This is a genomic window from Streptomyces gilvus (genome assembly GCF_022513565.1).
Lineage (GTDB): Bacteria > Actinomycetota > Actinomycetes > Streptomycetales > Streptomycetaceae > Streptomyces > Streptomyces gilvus.
The window spans coordinates 54,052-68,655 of record NZ_JAKWBE010000018.1; the positions used below are offsets into that span (position 1 = coordinate 54,052).

Sequence of the window (14,604 nt, forward strand, 5' to 3'; positions counted from 1 at the left end):
GAACAGGCATACGGCGAACATCACTTCGGGGGACTCGTGTCAGAACACCGGCCGGTGCCACCGGACTCGGCGCCGGACGAGGCGTCCGTACTGCGGCGGACCGGCGCCGCGCCCTTGCACCGGGGCGACCCGCGCCGCATCGGCCCGTACGTTCCGCTGGCGTTGCTCGGCAGCGGCGGCATGGGGCGGGTCTATCTCGCCCGCGCCGAAGACGGCGGGCCCGAGCTCGTCGCGGTGAAGGTGATCAGGCCGGAGTACGCGGACGATCCGGGCTTCCGGCGCCGCTTCGAGCGCGAGGCGTCGGTGCACGACCTGGTCCGCACGCCGCGCACGCCGCGGCTGTGCGGCACGGGTTTCGCGGACGAACTGCTGTGGATGGCCACCGAGTACCTGCCGGGCCTGGACCTCGCGGACGCGGTGCGCGAGGACGGCGCCCTGGCGTCGGGCGCGGTGTGGCGGCTGGTGGCGGAGCTGGGGCAGGCGCTCGCCGACCTCTCCACGGCCGGGATCGTGCACCGGGACCTGAAACCGTCCAATGTGCTGCTGTCCGTCCGGGGCGCCCATGTGATCGACTTCGGTCTGTCGAAGGCCGTCGACGCGAGCGCCCTCACCGGTACCGGCAACCGGGTGGGCACACCGGCCTACATGTCGCCCGAGCATCTGCGCACGGGCACCTGCGACACCGCCTCGGACGTGTTCTCCCTCGCCGGGACGCTGGTGTACGCGGCCACCGGACACGCCCCGTTCGGTGACGGCACCGGCGTCGACGTCATGCACCGGGTCGCCTTCGAGGAACCGAGTGCCGAGCTGCTCGGGGAGGTCGCGGCGGCGGACCCGGAACTGGCCGCGCTGCTGTCGGCCTGTTTGGCCAAGGAGCCGGAACGGCGGCCCACTCCACGCGAGCTGAGCGACGCGGCCGCGCCCCACGCCGAAATGACCGGCTGGCCCGAGCCACTGGCGGGCAGGGTGCTCGCCCGGCAGCGTGCGTACGAGGCGCTGGGCCGCCTCCCCGTCGACAGTGCGTCCCGCTTACGCACGTCGGCCGACCCCCCACCGACGGACGAACCCGCCCCTCCGGCGCCCGGGCTCATGGCGGGGAACACGGCCGCGCCCGCGCACGCGCCTGGGCCCGTCGCGGGGCAGAACGTCCCACCCACGCACGCGCCCATGTCCGTAACGGAACAGTCCGCCCCTCCCCCGCCCGGCCGCGTCGCAGAACACACCGCCCCACCCGCGCCCGGACCCGTCGCGGGGCAGAACGTCCCACCCGCGCACGCGCCCATGTCCGTAACGGAACAGTCCGCTCCACCGCCGCCCCGCCGCGTCACGGAACAGACCGCCCCGCCCCCACCCGGGTCTCCGGAGGAGCCGACCGCTGTGCGCAAGGCCCGCTCCAGGGCCGTACGCAAACCGTTGCTGGCCGTCGCCGCCGGTGTCGTGCTGTGTGTGGCGGCCGCGGGCGTCCTCGCCCTGGACCGCGATCAGAACCACTCCGCGTCCGCGGCCCCGCCGGGGTCCGGTACGTCGCTGGTCGGCACCCTGCCCGGCGGCGCCGTCGCCTCGGCGTCCAGAGCCGCGGACGCGCGGTCCGCGTCCGGCAAGAGCGTGGACGGCGGGGCGGACAGGACCGCCGAATCCCCCACCCCGTCCGGCGCCTCCCACACGGCCGGCGACGCCCGTCCGGGCGAGCCTTCCGCGGCGCCCTCCGCCTCCGCCCCCGTTCCTACGGCGGGCGGCGCGACCTCCGAGCCCGCGAGCGGCGGCACCTCCGAGCCGGCGAGCGCGCCCTGGAACTCCGACTGCACGTACTACAACGGCAACGGCCGCACCGGCGAGGGCGACAGCGGGAAGAAGGTCCTGCAGGTGCAGTGCATGCTGACCAAGCGCGGTTACGACATCGGGAGTTCCGGCGTGGACGGTGAGTTCGGCGCCGGCACCGAGTCCGCCGTCGAGCGCTTCCAGAGCGACAAGGGACTGTCCGTCGACGGCGTGGTGGCCCATGACACGTGGACCGCTCTGCGCGAAACCGACTGAGCGGCGTGATCCAAACCACAATCGAGACGTAGCCGTTTCGATAAGGACGGGACTATGCTGACTTCCACGTGAACGAAACCGTTTCGTTCAGAGGAGAAGCACGCCATGACCTCCGTACTCGTCGTCCATGACCAGACCCTGCAGCGCCTCGGCCTTCGGATGCTCCTCGCGGCCGAGCCCGATCTCACCGTCGTCGGCGAGACGGCGAGCCCGCTCGACGCGGCCCGTATGAGCACCGAACTCCAGCCGGACGTCGTGGTCATGGGCAGCCGGGTCGCCGTCGCTGAGGGTCTCGACGCCATCCGCCGGATCACCGGGCCGACCCTGTCCGGCGAACGCCGGCCGCGCGTCCTGGTCCTCGTCCCGGCCGGCTGCGAGGCGCATTCCTACGCCGCCCTGCGCGCCGGGGCGGGAGGCTTCCTCCTGCAGGACGCGACGCCGGAGGAACTGGCCGCCGCCGTGCGGGTGGTGGCCGCCGGCGACGCCGTCATCACCCCGGGCCTGACCCGGGCGCTCATCGACACGGTCCGGCAGCAGCCCGTCCGCCGGCTCACCCGGGAGACGGAGCTGCACGCGCTGACCGAGCGCGAGCGCGACATCCTCACCGCGGTGGCCTCCGGCTGGTCCAACGCCGAGATCGGCGAGCGTCTGTGCATCGCGCCGACCACCGTCAAGTCGCACGTCAGCCACATCCTCGCCAAGATCGGCGCCCGGGCCCGGGTGCAGGCGGTCGTCTTCGCCTACGAGTCCGGCCTGGTGCACCCGGCGGCCTGAGCAACCCCGACGAACGACCTCGCCGCGACAGCCGGCGCAGGTGGCTGTGGCGGCGAGGAGCCGGTCAGGACTTGACGGGCTTGCCGCGGCCCCAGCCCCAGGCCAGGCGGTCGGCGCCGGACTGGTTGGTGGTCTCCAGCCAGGGCCGGTCGGTGGTGCCGGTCAGCTTCTGCATCGAGTAGATGTCGTCGGTGCGCAGACCGGGCCAGTACACCGATCCCATGCCGAGCTTGCGGAAGGTGTCGGTGTCGGCCTGGATGAAGTTGATCGGGTTGCTCGACGGCGTGGGCACGTTGTAGTTCAGGCCCGTGGTCATCTCGGCGCCGAACTCGTCCGCGACGGTGCGGTTCGCGCAGTCGCCGAGGCGTTCCTTGAGGTCGGCCACCCACTGGTCGTATGTGGCGTAGCTCTTCCAGAAGCCGTAGTGGTGCAGGGAGAGGTAGGTGCCCTTCAGCCGCGGGTCGGCGCAGACCGTGGTGACGTGGTCGTTGTAGCCGGCGCCGCTGACGAAGACCCGGTCGCGCGGCACGGACGGGTAGGTCGCCAGCCACTTCGCCGCGATGTCGGCCCACTGGGCGTCGGTGTAGCCGTGCGGCTCGTTCATCGGCTCGAAGTAGACGCGCGGGTCGTGCTGGTAGGCCTTGACCACCGTGTTCCACATGGGCCAGTAGGTGGCCTCGTCGTCGATGAAGCCGTCCTTCTGGGCGCCCGTGCCCTCCCAGTAGGAGACGATGACCTTGAAGCCGCGGTCCGAGGCCGCGTCGATGACCGCGCGGTACGACTTCCAGTAGGCGCCGTTGACGGTGTACGGGTTGATGGGCAGCCGGACGGTGTTGGCGCCGAGGTTGGCCCGGAAGGCCGCGATGATCCGGGTCGCCTTGGCGTACGTCTTGGCATAGGTGTCGGACGTGGACAGGCCGGACAGCTGGAGGTAGTCGTCGGCGTAGTTGTCGCGCGGGTCCGCCCAGTTGACGCCCCGGAACTGACTCGTACCGGTCGGCGCCGCGGCGGAGGCGGGGCTGCCGGCCAGCATCGCGCCGCTGACCGCGGCGATCGCGACGGCCGCGCCGGTGGCGCGCAGCCGGAAGGCGAGGCGGTTTCCGGTGGGGGTCTTGCGCATCGACTTGCCCTTTCGAGAGGTGGCTCGGCGCTCCGCATGTTTACGTAAACATCTGGTTCCTGGGGCGGATGTTTACGTAAACTCGGCGGCGCCGGAATCGTGACACCCGCCTCAGCGGCCGTCAAGGTTTCCCACGCGTAACATCCGGTGCACCGCGCATCGGGTCAGGGGATCGGGTCGAGGGAGGCACACCATGGTGGAACGGGGCGGCTCCGGCGTGCCCGGCGGGCGCCGCAAACAGCGTGTCTCGATGGCCGACGTCGCCAAACTGGCGGGCGTCTCCTCGCAGACGGTCTCCCGGGTCTCCAACGGCCATGCCGGGGTGATCAGTTCGACCCGCGAGCAGGTCCTGGCCGCGATGCGGGAGCTCGGTTACCGGCCCAACAGCGCGGCCCGCGCCCTGCGGTACGGCCGGTTCAACACCATCGGCGTGATCCTGTTCAGCCTGTCCTCGACGGGCAACAGCCGCACGGTGGAGGCGATCGCCACGCAGGCCGCGGCCGAGGGGTACGCGATCACCCTGATCCCCATCGACGTGCCGACCCAGGACAACGTGCTGGGCGCCTTCACGCGGATGGGCGAGCTGGCCGTCGACGCCGTCATCGTCATCATGGAGATCCATCTGCTGGACACCGGCACGGTCCAACTCCCGCCCGGGGTCCATGTGGTGGTCGTGGACTCCGACGCCGGCGACCGCTACAGCGTCGTCGACACCGACCAGGCCGACGGCGCCCGCAGGGCCGTACGGCATCTGCTGGACCTCGGCCATCGCACCGTGTGGCATGTCACCGGGCCCGAGACGTCCTTCGCCGGGCAGCGTCGAACACAGGCCTGGCGGGCGGTACTTGAAGAGGCCGGGTGCCCCGTCCCGCCGCCGCTGCACGGCGACTGGTCGTCGGAGTCGGGCTACGCCGCCGGACAGGAGCTCGCCCGGCTCCCGGACTGCACGGCCGTGTTCGCCTCCAACGACCAGATGGCCCTGGGCCTGCTGCGCGCCTTCCACGAACTCGGTGTCCGTGTCCCCGAGGACGTCAGCGTCGTGGGCTTCGACGACATCCCGGACGCCGCGTTCTTCGTCCCGCCCCTGACCACGGTCCACCAGGACTTCGCGGAGGTGGGCAGGCGGTGTGTGAAGGGCGCGCTGGACCAGATCCGTGCCCGGGGCGGCGCCCGGCCGGGCACGGACCTGGTCCCCACGAGCCTGGTGGTCAGACGCAGCACGGCACCGCCCCGCGGCTGACGCACTCCCTTGGCTACGGCCGCTTGCGGCCCACTCCCGCGTACACCCAGTACTCCGACGGCTTGTCCGGGAGTACCTCGTCGGGGTCCGGTCGCCACAGGGGGACGTGGACCAGGCCCGGTTCCACCAGGTCGAAGCCGGTGAACAGGCCGAGGATCTCGTCGTGGGAGCGGGCGGTGACCGGTGAGGTGGCCCGGGAGCGGTACAGCTGCCCCACCGCGGCGGCCGTGTCCGGACGGTCCTGGTTGGTCGCGTGGGACAGCGCCAGCCAGCTGCCCTCGGGCAGCGCGTCCCGGAAGGCGGCGGTGATCCCGGCCGGGTCCTCCTCGGCCTTGACGAAGTGCAGGATCGTGACCATGAGGACGGCGACGGGCTGCTCGAAGTCGATCAGCTTGCGCACCTGCGGGGAGGCGAGGATGTCGGCCGGCCGGCGGATGTCGGCGTCGACGATCTCCGCGTCGGGGTCGTCGGCCAGCAGGGAGGCGCTGTGGGCGACCGCCGCGGAGTCGTTGTCCACGTAGACCACGCGGGCGCCGGGGCTCGCCGCCTGGGCGACCTCGTGGACGTTCCCCTGGGTGGGGATGCCGGAACCGAGGTCGATGAACTGCCGTACCCCGGAGTCGACCAGGAAGCGCACGGCGCGGCCGAGGAAGGCCCGGTTGGCGCGGGCCAGTGTGCGCACCTGGGGGTCGATGGCGGAGAAGGCGGCCACCGCGTCGCGGTCGATGGCGAAGTTGTGCCGGCCGCCCAGCATGGCGTCGTACATCCGGGCGACACTGGCCTTGTCGGGATCGGTTCCGGGCTCTTGGTCTGTGCTGTGGGACACCACAACATCCTTCCCCGTAATGGATCTTGACGCCCCATCATATAGTTGCCTGCGACGCACGGCGCCTCGTTGACCTGCCGCGCGGCCGGAGCCCCCCCCACCCGGAAAGGCACGACCCTGCGGAACGAACCGCGCAGCCGCACCGATGACATACCCGCCGCCCGGCCCCCGCTCCGCCGGTCGGTCTTCTCGCCCGCCGCCGACGCGCTCGGCACGGAGCTCGATCTCCGGCTGACCGCCAGCCAGTTGACGCACGCGCTGACGCCCGGCTTCTGCGACGCGTCCTCGGTGTATCTGCTGGAACGCTGGCGCCGTGGGGAGAGCGCGTCCCTCACCGCTGACCCGCCCCGGATCGAGGCACGCCGGCTGGCGCTGCGGGTGGGAGGGGACGCGCACGAGGACTGGGAGGCCGTGCTGCCGGTCGACGAGGTGATCGTCTTCCCGCGCGGGACGCCGCACGCCCGCGCCCTGGTCTCCGGGCAGACGCAACTGCTCGACGCCATCGACGCGCAGACCGCGGCCCGGCTGATCGCCTCCGGCGACGGCGAGGCGCGGATCCGGGATCTGCTGTCGGTCGCGTCCTTCCTGGTGGTCCCACTGCCGCTGCGGGACGTCACACTGGGGTTCCTGGTCTGCACCCGCGGTCCGCGGCGTGAGGCGTTCCGGCCGGCGGAGGTGACGGCCCTGGAGGCGCTGGCCGCCCGGGCGTCGGTCGCGCTGGACAACGCGCGCCGCTACGAGCACGAGCGGCGCACCACGCTGGCGATCCGCAACAGCCTGCCGCCCGGCCCGCTGCGGGAGTTCGAGGGCTGCCGGGTCGCCCACGGCTCGCTGTCCGCCGGGCCGGACACGCTGATCGGCGGTGACTGGTACGACGTCCTCGAACGGCCGGACGGCCGGGTCAGCCTGATCGTCGGGGACGCCATGGGGCACGGCCCGGAGTCGGCCGTGGCGATGCTCCAACTGCGCACCGCGGTCCGGACGTTGACGGCGCTGGACCTGCCGGCGGACGAGCTCGTACGACAGCTCGACGCGCTCGCCTGCGCGACTCCGGGCGCCTCGTTCGCGACCTGCATCTACGCCGAGTGGGACGCCCGCCGGGGCCTGTGCACCCTGGTGGGCGCCGGTCACCCTCCGCCGCTGCTGCGCGGGCCCGACGGGCGCACCGTCCTGGTCCCCCTGGTCGGCGCGGGCCTGCCCCTCGGGCTCGGCACCGGGCACTACGAGGCGACCGTGCTGAAGGTGCCGGAGCCGGCGCTGCTGGTGCTCTACAGCGACGGACTGGTGGAGTCCCGCGACAGCGACATCGACCACCAGATAGTCCGCCTCGCGGACACGCTGGATTCGGCCACCGGGGCCCGGGCGGACACCGGCGGTACGGACGACGAGCTGCCCGCGCTGTGCCGGCACCTCCTGCACTCCCCTTCCGACCCGACGGGCGCGGACGACCGCACCCTGCTGCTCGCCGAGTTGACCCCCGTCCCGGACTGACCCCCCGGTCCGACGACGTCCCGCCCCCCCGCCCGAGGACGCCCGGACTCCCGGTGCCGGCGCCCTCAGACCCGCAGGGTCGCCCACACGGCGTTGCCGCCGGTGAGCCGTGAGCGGTCGACGCCCCAGGTGTCGGACAGCTCCTCGACGAGGAGCAGCCCGCGGCCGCCCTCGTCGTCGGGGCCCGGCTCGCGCCGTGGCAGGCCGCGGCCCGAGTAGTCGTGGTCGTGCACCTCCAGACGCAGACAGCCGTCGGAGACCATCCCGATGCCGCACAGGATCCGCGCGCTGAGCGTGTGCCGGATGGCGTTGGTGACGAGTTCGGACACCAGCAGTACGGCGTCCGCGCACAGCTCGCCCGGCAGCAGCCAGCCGGTCATCCGGGTGGTCAGGGAGCGGCGGGCGACTCTGACGCTGGAGCGGTGCGAGGGCAGCTCGATCCAGTGCGCGCGCTCGGGGTCGGCTACGTCTAACAGCTGGGGGGAGGACGTCGCGTGGGGGGACACGGTGGTGGCCTTCCTGGGGCGGGCGCGTTCGGGCGAGCCGAGACGAGCAACAGGCCGACGGGGACGGGGGATTCCGTGTGATCGTCGAAACGAATCACACAAGTCACTATGCTCGCATCCAAGTTCAACGTGCAACCGGCTGCCTGATAATTTCAACAAGCCGGTATCCGTCTGGTCGCTTCAACAAGTCGCTGCCAGACTCGCACCGGTGACTGTCCATCAGGAGGTAGGGCGTGAGCGAAGGCCGTTCGAGCGCGGCGGGCACCACCAGTGCGCCCACCGTTCTGCGCATGATCCTTGGCCGGCGGCTGCAGGAACGGCGTCAGGACGCGGGGGTGTCGCTGGACGACGCGGCGCGGGCCCTGCGGGTCACGTCCCTGACCATCCGCCGTCTGGAGAAGGCGGAGGTCGCCCTCAAACCGCTCTACGTCGAGAAGCTGCTGGAGACCTACGGGGCCGACCGGCAGGAGATCGACGAGTTCGTGGAGTACGCCGAGCGGGCCAACGAGCCCGGCTGGTGGCACACGTACCGCGACGTCCTGCCCACCTGGTTCAGCGCCTACGTGAGCCTGGAGACCGGCGCGAAGACGCTGCGCACCTACGAGCCGCACTATGTGACGGGCCTGCTGCAGACCCGCCGGTACGCGCGCGAGGTGCTGAGCGGCGGCTTCCCCAACGAGGGGGACGAGGAGCTCGACCGGCGCGTGGATCTGAGGCTGCGCCGCCAGAGCCTGCTGGAGAGACCCGACGCGCCCACGCTGTGGGTCGTGATGGAGGAGGCCGTGCTGCACCGGGTGGTCGGCGGCCCCGAGGTGATGCGGGAGCAGATCGACCGGCTCCTGGAGGTCTCGGAGCTGGAGCACGTCAGTGTCGACGTCGTTCCGTTCACCGCGGGCGCCCATGTCGGCGCGTGCGCTCCCTTCACGTACTTCCGTTTCGCGGAGCGCGAGCTTCCGGACGTCGTCTACACCGAGGTCCTCTCCGGTGCCATGTACCTGGACCAGCGCTCCGACGTCGTCGCCCATCTCGAGGCGCACAGCCGCATGTCCCTGCTGACGTCCGACGCGCACAGCAGGGCACTCCTGAACCGCATGCGCAAGGAGTACTCATGACCACGATCGACGATCGTGCCTGCGACGTCTACAACGGCATGCCCGCCGCCGAACTCGGCGAGCACGGCTGGGAGTCTCCCTGGAGCGGTCCCAACGGGGGCCAGTGCGTGGAGACCAAGCAGCTCGCCGACGGCCGCGTGGCGCTGCGGCAGTCGACCGATCCGGCCGGTCCCGCGCTGATCTACACCCCGGAGGAGATGGCCGCGTTCGTCGCGGGCGTCAAACGGGGCCTCGCCGACCATCTGACCACTGGCTGACTCCCCCTCGCACCCCCCTCTGAAAGGTTCAGGATGACCAACTCGCCCGCCGCGCGGGACATCGACACCAGCCGGCCCCACTCCGCCCGCATGTACGACTACTACCTGGGCGGCAAGGACCACTTCGACATCGACAAGCAGGCGGCCGAGACCGTCGCGGCGGCCTACCCCGGCATCTTCGTCTGCGCCCGCGAGAACCGTGCCTTCATGCACCGCGCCACGCGCGTGCTGGCGCGGGAGCACGGCATCCGCCAGTGGCTGGACATCGGCACCGGTGTCCCCACCGAGCCGAACCTGCACCAGGTCGCCCAGTCCGTGGTCCCCGACGCCCGGGTGGTGTACGCCGACAACGACCCGCTGGTGCTGAAGTACGCCGAGCGTCTGATGCGCAGCACGGCAGAGGGCCGCACCACGTACATCGAGGCCGACGTCAACGACCCGGACGCGCTGCTCGACGCCCCGGAACTGACCGAGATACTGGATCCGGGGCAGCCGGTGGCGCTGTCCCTCAACGCGCTGATGCACTTCGTGCCGGACGCCCAGGACCCGTACGGCATCGTGAACCGTCTGCTGGCGGCGCTTCCCTCGGGCAGCGCGCTGGCCCTGAGCCACTGCACGCCCGACTTCGACCCGGAGACCTGGCAGAAGGTCACCGACATCTACAACGGCGCCGGCACGCCGGTGCAGTTCCGCTCGAAGGACGAGGTCACGCGGTTCTTCGACGGGCTCGAACTGCTCGACCCCGGTGTCACCGTGGGCCACCGCTGGCGCCCGGACGACGAGCCGACGGCCACGGACGCCGAGGTCAGCCTGTGGACCGGGGTGGCCATCAAGCCGTAGACCCCGCACCGCCGCCGCAGCCGAGGCCCTCCTGTCGGTCCTGAACAAGGCCGATGGGAGGGCTTCGCTGTGCCTGCCCGGACTTCATCGGATCTCTCTTCAGCATGCTGGCATGCTCCCGCCAGGAGCCACTCCGCAATGACCTCGAGAAGAACCGTCCTCGGCTCGGGCCGCTGGTGATACGGCACGGTCTGGGCGACGGGCGGCTGACCGCCGTACTGGACGACGGACGGGCCGCCCGGGTCAGTGCCATGTCACATGGCACTGTCTCCGTCGGCCTGTCCAAGGGCCGTGAGGTCCTCCTTCACACCGGCCCCCGCCCCGACCTCACCATCGCCCCGGTGGCCGTCACCGAGCCGGGGGCCGCGTGGGGGCTGCCGTAGCCCCGTCCGTCCTGCCGGCGAGCCGTACGTCCACCGCGGTGAGCGCCAGCGCGAGTGGGCCCGGTGCCAGGAAGGCGAGCGGTACCAGCATCCAGGCGCACAGGGCGGCGGTCGCCACGGCGAGGAGCGCCAGGGCGCTGCCGCCCGGGTCGCGCACGGCGTCCCGGGCGGCCCCGCGCACGGCGGCCGGCCAGTCGGTGAGCGACTCGGGGCGCCCGCAGGCCCGCACCGCGACCACCACGGCCGTCGCCCCGATGGCAGCGGCCACGGTCGCGAAGAGCGCGGCTCCCGGCAGTCCGGCCCCGGCCAGCGCGAGGTCGGCGGCGAAGAGCAGCGCACCGGTGAGGGCCATCGCGCCGGCCGCCAGATCGCCGGTACGCAGCCGGCGCCGCAGCAGCGCGAAGTACCGCCCCGCCGTGGCCGGTCGGTCCTCCCCCGCGCCGCGCAGCACCGCGCACGCCGTCGACAGCGCGGCCGGTGCGGTCAGCAGGGGCAGACAGGCGGCCGTGGTGGCGAGGCCGACACTGAGGACGTCGGCGAACAGGGTCATGCGCGGGCCGAAGACCTCGCCCGCCTCCCGGGTCCGCATCCCGCTCATCCCTTCAGTCCGGAGCTGGCCATGCCCTCCACCAGGAACCGCTGGAAGGCGAGGAAGAACAGCACGATCGGCAGCAGCGCGATCACCGACATGGCGAACATCGGGCCGAACGCCGACTGGCTGGAGGCGTCCACGAAGGAGCGCAGGGCGAGGGTGAGGGTGAACTTGTCCGGGTCGAAGAGGTAGATGAGCTGGGTGAAGAAGTCGTTCCACGTCCAGATGAACGTGAAGATGGCGGTGGTGATCAGCGCGGGGCGGGTGAGCGGCAGGATGACCTTGTAGAAGCTGCGGAAGGGGCCGCAGCCGTCGATGCGGGCCGCCTCCTCCAGTTCGCGGGGCAGGCCGCGCATGAACTGCACGATGAGGAAGACGAAGAACGCCTCCGTGGCGAGGAACTTGGGCAGGATCAGCGGCCAGTAGGTGTTCACCAGGCCGAGCTTGTTGAAGATGATGTACTGCGGGATCAGGACCGCGTGGTGCGGCAGCATGATCGTCGCGATCATGAAGGCGAACAGCGGCCCGCGCATCGTGAACCGCAGACGGGCGAAGGCGTAGGCGGCGAGCGAGCAGCTGATGACGTTGCCGACGACCGCGCCGCCCGCGATCAGCAGGGAGTTGCCGAGCAGCCGCCAGATGGAGACGTCGTTGACGCCCTCGAACGCGGTCTTGTAGTTGGACCACTCCAGGTGGCCGGGCAGCAGGTTCAGACTCGCGATGACCTCGTTCGCCGGCTTGAGGGAGGTGGCCAGCAACCAGGCCAGCGGGTAGAGCATGACCAGCAGCGCGGCCAGACAGCCGAGGTGCACGGCGAGCCGTCCCCAGCGAACGGGCCTGCGGGCGGCGGCGGTTGTCATGGTGGTCATCGGTCCCCCTCGGAGGCGTAGAAGACCCAGGAGCGCGAGGTGCGGAACAGCACCGCCGTGACGGCGCCGATCACCACCAGCAGCACCCAGGCCATGGCGGAGGCGTAGCCCATGTGGGAGGCGACGAAGCCGCGGTCGTAGAGGTAGAGGGTGTAGACGAGGGTCGAGTCGGCGGGGCCGCCCTTGCCCGCGCTGACCGCGAAGGCGGGCGTGAACACCTGGAAGGCCTGGATGGTCTGCAGGACCAGGTTGAAGAAGAGCACCGGGGACAGCATCGGCACGGTGACGGACACGAACTGCCGCCATTTTCCGGCCCCGTCGACGGCTGCGGCCTCGTACAGCTCGCCCGGTATCTGCTGCAGACCGGCGAGGAAGATGACCATGGGCGCCCCGAACTGCCACACCGTCAGCAGGGCCACGGCCAGCAGCGACCAGCCTGGCTTGTTGATCCAGCCGCCGTTGCCGAGGAGATGGTCGACCGTGCCGCCGTCGTTGAACAGGGCCCGCCACACCAGGGCGACCGACATCGAGGCGCCGAGCAGCGAGGGGGCGTAGAAGGCGGAGCGGTAGAAGCCCTTGCCGCGCCTCATGTTCTTCAGCGCGAGCGCGACGACCAGCGCCAGGGCGAGTTGCAGGGGGACGGCGATCACGACGTACGTCAGGGTCGTCAGGACCGAGCGCCAGTACCGCGGGTCCTCGGTGAACATCTGGACGTAGTTGCGCAGGCCCACCCAGTGCGGCGGGTTGAACAGGTCGTAGTCGGTGAACGACAGGTACAGCGAGACGGCCATCGGCAGCAGGGTGAGGACGATGGCGCCGAGCACCCACGGGGAGAGGAACACCCAGGCGGCGCCCTGCCGTTCGCGCCGGGGGCGGCGCTTCGGCGCGGGGGCGGGCCGGGCCATTCCCGGGGCCGGTGCGGGGATGTCGGTGGTGGTCATGACCTCAGCTCCGCCTTCGCCTCGGTGACGTAGTTCCGGGCCGCCTCACGGGGCGACATGCGCTGGTAGGACACCTGGTCGTAGTCACGCTGGAAGGTGGTCTGCAGGGCGTTGTCGCCCGAGGGCGGCGCCTGCGGCGGATCCTTGAGCGAGCCCTCCAGGGAGGTCTGGAAGTCGGAGACGGTCTTGTCGAAGTCCTTGAGCTGCGAGGCGGTCCCGGTACGGATCTTCTCGTTGACCGGAATGCCGCGGGTGGCGCCGAGGATCTTCGCCGCCCCGCTGTCGTTGAGCAGGAAGTCGACGAGGGCGGCGGCCTCCTCGGGGTGTCCGGTGTGGGCGCCGATGCCGAGGAACATCGACGGCTTGAAGTACTGGCCCGGTGTGCCGTCCTCACCGGACGGCATCGGCGCGAGGGCGACCCCGGTGGGCACGAGGGCGAGGTAACCGCTGGACGGGGCGTCCCAGTTGAAGTCCGCGGTGGCCTTGCCGCGGCCCAGGGGGGTGTTCTCCACGGAGCCGTCGAGCTGGGTGGTCTGCTCGGCGGGGGAAACAGCCCCCTCGCGGCGCAGCCGGTCGGTGAACGTCCACCACTCCGTCAGATCATCCGCCGTGAAGCCGAGTTGTCGGTCCTTGGTGTAGAGCGCCTTGCCCCGGCCGCGCAGCCACACCTCGAAGGCGTCCTCGCTCTGCCCGGGGTCGGTGGCGCCGGGCCTGCCCGTCCTCCTGGCCAACTCACGCATGTCATCGGCCCATTGGCTCCAGGTCCAGCCCTTGGCCGGGTGTGGCACCCCGGCTGCCTTCCATGCCTTGACGTCGTAGACGACGGTCTCGGTGCCGCGGCCCTGCGGGACGGCGTACTGCCGGCCGTTCACCCGGCCGGTGGCGAGCAGACCCGCGTCGATCTCGTCGGTGCGCAGGGTGTCCTTGACCTTGCCCAGGTCGAGCAGGACGTGTCCTGAGGCGTACTGGTCGATCTGCCGGTAGTCCAACTGCATCACGTCGGGGGCGTCGCCGCCGGTGGCCTGGATGGCGAGCTTCTGCTTGTAGGCGTCGTAGCCCGAGAACGACGTCTGCACCCGCACGTTCGGATGCTGTTTCTCGAACAGGGCGACGGCCTGCTCGGTGCGTGCCGCGCGGTCGGGGTTGCCCCACCAGGTGTAGCGCAGCACGACCTTGCCGCCGCCGGTCGACTCTCCGGATCCCCCGCAGCCGGCCATTACCGCGCACAACGCGAGCGCGGCGGCCGACGCGCGGAACCCCTTCGTCCGGTGTCCGGGCATGCCGAGGTCACCTCTCCTCTCCTCGGACGGGTCGGTTCGTGGGTCCTTCGAGACCGCGCCGGTCAGCGCGTGAGCCCGGGCGACGCGTGGATCGCCGGCTTCTGGTCCAGGTTCTCGGGCGCGTGCGCGCGGACGAGGGTGGAGTGCGCGTACGGCTCGGGCGGCTCGAAGGGGTCGGGGTCGGGGCGGTGGACGTACCGGAGGATCCCGGTGCCGTCCGCCGCCGCGACCACGAGATGCTCGCCGTACGCGGGACTGACTCGGATGCCCATGCGCGCTCCAGTGGGGTGGTCTCCGTGCATGCCTCCGCAGCAGCACAGAAAGCGCTTGTGTTCTGGG

General features: G+C 71.4%; 16 protein-coding genes. 8 read left to right on the forward strand and 8 right to left on the reverse strand.

The features are described from left to right. Window positions 1-54 precede the first annotated feature (54 nt). Both MKW14_RS25790 and MKW14_RS25795 read left to right on the forward strand, forming a co-directional pair. The gene (locus MKW14_RS25790; protein WP_240865782.1) at window positions 55-2,034 is read left to right on the forward strand and encodes a protein kinase domain-containing protein; all 1,980 of its coding nucleotides are present in this window, start codon (window positions 55-57) and stop codon (window positions 2,032-2,034) included. Window positions 2,035-2,139: 105 nt separating this feature from the next. Then, a complete protein-coding gene (locus MKW14_RS25795) occupies window positions 2,140-2,808 on the forward strand; it encodes a LuxR C-terminal-related transcriptional regulator (protein ID WP_240865784.1) in 669 nt (222 codons plus the stop codon). 64 nt (window positions 2,809-2,872) lie between these two features. Here the strand turns inward: MKW14_RS25795 and MKW14_RS25800 are convergent, their stop codons facing one another. Next, entirely contained in the window at window positions 2,873-3,928 is a 1,056-nt protein-coding gene (locus MKW14_RS25800) for a cellulase family glycosylhydrolase (protein ID WP_240865787.1), read from the reverse strand. A 193-nt stretch (window positions 3,929-4,121) separates the two neighbouring features. On the opposite strand from MKW14_RS25800, the gene MKW14_RS25805 reads away from it, so the two are divergent. Further along, window positions 4,122-5,168: a LacI family DNA-binding transcriptional regulator gene (locus tag MKW14_RS25805; RefSeq protein ID WP_240865790.1), complete on the forward strand. Its 1,047-nt coding sequence runs from the start codon at window positions 4,122-4,124 to the stop codon at window positions 5,166-5,168. 13 nt (window positions 5,169-5,181) lie between these two features. On the opposite strand, the gene MKW14_RS25810 is transcribed toward MKW14_RS25805, so the two are convergent. Next, a complete protein-coding gene (locus MKW14_RS25810; protein ID WP_308314629.1) occupies window positions 5,182-5,994 on the reverse strand; it encodes an SAM-dependent methyltransferase in 813 nt (270 codons plus the stop codon). Window positions 5,995-6,039: 45 nt separating this feature from the next. Here MKW14_RS25810 and MKW14_RS25815 point away from each other — a divergent pair, with 45 nt between their 5' ends. Then, a complete protein-coding gene (locus tag MKW14_RS25815) occupies window positions 6,040-7,485 on the forward strand; it encodes a PP2C family protein-serine/threonine phosphatase (protein ID WP_240865795.1) in 1,446 nt (481 codons plus the stop codon). A 65-nt stretch (window positions 7,486-7,550) separates the two neighbouring features. On the opposite strand, the gene MKW14_RS25820 is transcribed toward MKW14_RS25815, so the two are convergent. Next, window positions 7,551-7,991, reverse strand: a complete 441-nt coding sequence (locus tag MKW14_RS25820; RefSeq protein ID WP_240865799.1) for an ATP-binding protein — start codon at window positions 7,989-7,991, stop codon at window positions 7,551-7,553. 233 nt (window positions 7,992-8,224) lie between these two features. On the opposite strand from MKW14_RS25820, the gene MKW14_RS25825 reads away from it, so the two are divergent. From MKW14_RS25825 to MKW14_RS25840, 4 genes are all read left to right on the forward strand, one after another. Continuing rightward, window positions 8,225-9,103: a Sco1979 family transcriptional regulator gene (locus MKW14_RS25825; protein WP_240865801.1), complete on the forward strand. Its 879-nt coding sequence runs from the start codon at window positions 8,225-8,227 to the stop codon at window positions 9,101-9,103. Next, window positions 9,100-9,360, forward strand: coding sequence for a DUF397 domain-containing protein (locus tag MKW14_RS25830; RefSeq protein ID WP_240865803.1), 261 nt, complete (start codon window positions 9,100-9,102; stop codon window positions 9,358-9,360). The genes MKW14_RS25825 and MKW14_RS25830 overlap by 4 nt, the downstream gene beginning before the upstream one ends. A 33-nt stretch (window positions 9,361-9,393) precedes the next feature. Next, window positions 9,394-10,200 (forward strand): SAM-dependent methyltransferase, encoded by an 807-nt coding sequence (locus MKW14_RS25835; RefSeq protein WP_240865805.1) that lies wholly within the window; start codon window positions 9,394-9,396, stop codon window positions 10,198-10,200. Window positions 10,201-10,304: 104 nt separating this feature from the next. After that, a complete protein-coding gene (locus MKW14_RS25840; protein ID WP_308314630.1) occupies window positions 10,305-10,583 on the forward strand; it encodes a hypothetical protein in 279 nt (92 codons plus the stop codon). On the opposite strand, the gene MKW14_RS25845 is transcribed toward MKW14_RS25840, so the two are convergent. The 5 genes from MKW14_RS25845 to MKW14_RS41330 all read right to left on the reverse strand — a co-directional run bounded on the left by MKW14_RS25845 (window position 10,549) and on the right by MKW14_RS41330 (window position 14,537). Beyond that, window positions 10,549-11,181 (reverse strand): hypothetical protein, encoded by a 633-nt coding sequence (locus tag MKW14_RS25845; RefSeq protein ID WP_240865806.1) that lies wholly within the window; start codon window positions 11,179-11,181, stop codon window positions 10,549-10,551. The genes MKW14_RS25840 and MKW14_RS25845 overlap by 35 nt on opposite strands. Further along, window positions 11,178-12,044 carry a carbohydrate ABC transporter permease gene (locus tag MKW14_RS25850; protein ID WP_240865808.1) on the reverse strand — a complete coding sequence of 289 codons (867 nt, stop codon included), beginning with the start codon at window positions 12,042-12,044 and terminating at the stop codon, window positions 11,178-11,180. Before MKW14_RS25850 ends, MKW14_RS25845 begins: the two co-directional genes overlap by 4 nt. Continuing rightward, window positions 12,041-12,985: a carbohydrate ABC transporter permease gene (locus MKW14_RS25855; RefSeq protein WP_240865810.1), complete on the reverse strand. Its 945-nt coding sequence runs from the start codon at window positions 12,983-12,985 to the stop codon at window positions 12,041-12,043. The genes MKW14_RS25850 and MKW14_RS25855 overlap by 4 nt, the downstream gene beginning before the upstream one ends. Then, a complete protein-coding gene (locus MKW14_RS25860; RefSeq protein WP_240865812.1) occupies window positions 12,982-14,265 on the reverse strand; it encodes an ABC transporter substrate-binding protein in 1,284 nt (427 codons plus the stop codon). The genes MKW14_RS25855 and MKW14_RS25860 overlap by 4 nt, the downstream gene beginning before the upstream one ends. 62 nt (window positions 14,266-14,327) lie before the next feature. Beyond that, complete coding sequence (locus MKW14_RS41330) at window positions 14,328-14,537, reverse strand: hypothetical protein (RefSeq protein WP_308314631.1); 210 nt, start codon at window positions 14,535-14,537, stop codon at window positions 14,328-14,330. Between the last annotated feature and the right edge of the window lie 67 nt (window positions 14,538-14,604).

Coding starts and splice junctions, on each gene's coding strand:
- MKW14_RS25795 (WP_240865784.1), top strand. CDS start 2,140: ATGACCTCCGTACTCGTCGTCCATGACCAGACCCTGCAGCGCCTCGGC.
- MKW14_RS25800 (WP_240865787.1), bottom strand. CDS start 3,928: ATGCGCAAGACCCCCACCGGAAACCGCCTCGCCTTCCGGCTGCGCGCC.
- MKW14_RS25805 (WP_240865790.1), top strand. CDS start 4,122: ATGGTGGAACGGGGCGGCTCCGGCGTGCCCGGCGGGCGCCGCAAACAG.
- MKW14_RS25830 (WP_240865803.1), top strand. CDS start 9,100: ATGACCACGATCGACGATCGTGCCTGCGACGTCTACAACGGCATGCCC.
- MKW14_RS25835 (WP_240865805.1), top strand. CDS start 9,394: ATGACCAACTCGCCCGCCGCGCGGGACATCGACACCAGCCGGCCCCAC.
- MKW14_RS25840 (WP_308314630.1), top strand. CDS start 10,305: ATGCTGGCATGCTCCCGCCAGGAGCCACTCCGCAATGACCTCGAGAAG.
- MKW14_RS25845 (WP_240865806.1), bottom strand. CDS start 11,181: ATGAGCGGGATGCGGACCCGGGAGGCGGGCGAGGTCTTCGGCCCGCGC.
- MKW14_RS25850 (WP_240865808.1), bottom strand. CDS start 12,044: ATGACCACCATGACAACCGCCGCCGCCCGCAGGCCCGTTCGCTGGGGA.
- MKW14_RS25855 (WP_240865810.1), bottom strand. CDS start 12,985: ATGACCACCACCGACATCCCCGCACCGGCCCCGGGAATGGCCCGGCCC.
- MKW14_RS25860 (WP_240865812.1), bottom strand. CDS start 14,265: ATGCCCGGACACCGGACGAAGGGGTTCCGCGCGTCGGCCGCCGCGCTC.
- MKW14_RS41330 (WP_308314631.1), bottom strand. CDS start 14,537: ATGGGCATCCGAGTCAGTCCCGCGTACGGCGAGCATCTCGTGGTCGCG.